The following is a 2,146-nucleotide window of genomic DNA, read 5'->3' on the forward strand; positions in this document are numbered from 1 at the left end:
ATGAGGAGTTAGTGTCATACTTTGGCTATAGTTGATATAAAAACGATACACGCGGATAAATTACTCGCCATTTATATTTCTTACCATGATTCATGTCATGCAATGGTTTTAAGTGATATAGTTAAGCCATTGTTATCTATAAAATTAGGGTGAAGTATGGGTATCAAGACGTGGTTGATGGATAGTATGTCTGCTTGGTTAAACACCGAAATTGATGACAATGAAGATGCTCGATTGACTGATTTTGAGCGCTTGTGTGAAGAATTACATCAGGTAGATGTTTTACTTGTTGAGGGGAGAACACGTGTCAGTCAAGTCATTAAATCCATCACCAATAGTCCCTGGACGCATTCAATGTTGTACATTGGCAGGCTGGATCAGATAAGGGATGCATCCCTGCGGGATAAAATTTCAGAATATTACCAGGGTGAATCTCACGAGCAATTGATCATTGAGTCCATGTTGGGTGAGGGCACAGTAATTTCCCCCGTGACAAAATACAAAAACGAGCACTTACGTATATGTCGCCCAAAAGGTATATCCAGATCTGATCGCCAGCAAGTCATTGCCTTTTCACTGTCTCAACTTGGATATGATTATGATGTTAGACATTTGTTGGATTTAGCACGGTTTTTGTTTCCTTATGGTATCTTTCCTCGACGATGGCGTTCGACCCTGTTTCAACAATATGCAGGACGCTCTACCAGAAATTTATGTTCATATATGATGGGTGATGCCTTCGGTTCTGTGAATTTTCCAATATTGCCCATAGCAGAACGTGGTGAAGACGGTAGTTTAAAACTCTATAAACGTAACCCCAGATTGTTCACCCCTAAAGATTTTGATTACTCGCCATATTTTGACATTATCAAATATCCTTTCTTTGGATTGGATGATGTTGCGGCTTATCGTAGCTTGCCCTGGGATACTGAAGGAATGATATGTAATGCAAGTGGTGATTGTTTTGTACCATTAAAATCCGCTGATGATTCAGAAGAGTCTGACAAAGAATAAGATATTGACCCCAAGGATGATACTTCTTCGGACACTACCTGAACTTTTCCCCTGAATATTTTTAGTGGGGTTGGTCTCTAGATTCTAACGCAACACTTTTATTATGAGTAGCACAATCACAATTGAGGTGTTGAATAATGAGAAGCTATTATCGGCTATGCCTGATGGAGCGAGAAACCATCGGCATGTTATATCATTCTGGTGTGGGTATCTGCGAAATCGGTCGCCGATTGCATCGAAGTGCATCCACCATCAGTCGTGAAATCAAGCGTAACAAGGCCGGATTTTATTATGTTCCCGTCACGGCGGACAACAAAGCACGGCGGCGATGTTATCGTCATCCTCGCAAGCTGTTTAAAGATAAACATCTACGACGAATAGTGTTGAACGGACTTCGCAAACAATGGTCGCCGGCGCAAATCAGTGCCAAACTGAAGATAGAGCACCCTAATGAGGAGACCCTGCGCGTGTGCGCTGAAACCATTTATACGTATTTGTATGTATTACCACGGGGCAGTTTACGCAAGGCCTTGTTAAGTCATTTACGCCAACACCAAAAGACACGGCGGCCACGAAGCCGGGGCAACGACCGACGAGGTCAGATCCCGGATATGATCAGTATTGAAGAGCGGCCTGTTGAGGTGGCTGAGCGAATAATCCCCGGTCATTGGGAAGGGGATTTGATTCAAGGTGCACACCATCAATCGGCCCTGGGCACATTAGTAGAGCGGACCACCCGAACGGTGTTGTTGGTTCGCTTGAAAGGCCAGGATGCACAAACTGTACGTAAGGCCTTTGCCCGCAAATTGCGTACCGTACCGAAACAGATGAAACTATCATTGACCTATGATCAGGGCAAAGAAATGTCTGAACACCGATTATTTACCGAGAAGACAAAGATGCAAGTTTATTTTGCCCATCCGCGAAGTCCCTGGGAGCGTGGCACCAATGAAAATACCAATGGCCTGATACGGCAGTACTTTCCAAAGGGCACCGACTTTAATCAGGTCAGTGCTTATGAAATCAGAAAGGCGCAAGACCGATTAAATGGCAGGCCTCGTAAAGTGTTAAACTGGAAAACACCATTTGAGGCTTTTAACGAACTGTTGCAATAGAAACTAGAGACCACCTT

The 2,146-nt window shown here is 43.6% G+C and carries 2 protein-coding genes; both read left to right on the forward strand.

Annotated elements, in window-relative coordinates; all coding sequences use genetic code 11:
• Nucleotides 1-156 precede the first annotated feature (156 nt).
• The gene (locus tag V3S16_RS15020) at nucleotides 157-1,014 is read left to right on the forward strand and encodes a hypothetical protein (RefSeq protein ID WP_413886366.1); all 858 of its coding nucleotides are present in this window, start codon (nucleotides 157-159) and stop codon (nucleotides 1,012-1,014) included.
• A gap of 137 nt (nucleotides 1,015-1,151) precedes the next feature.
• Nucleotides 1,152-2,129, forward strand: a complete 978-nt coding sequence (locus V3S16_RS15025) for an IS30 family transposase (protein WP_413886368.1) — start codon at nucleotides 1,152-1,154, stop codon at nucleotides 2,127-2,129.
• Nucleotides 2,130-2,146 lie beyond the last annotated feature (17 nt).

It is taken from the genome of Candidatus Desulfatibia sp., from assembly GCF_036446775.1.
GTDB lineage: Bacteria > Desulfobacterota > Desulfobacteria > Desulfobacterales > UBA11574 > Desulfatibia_A.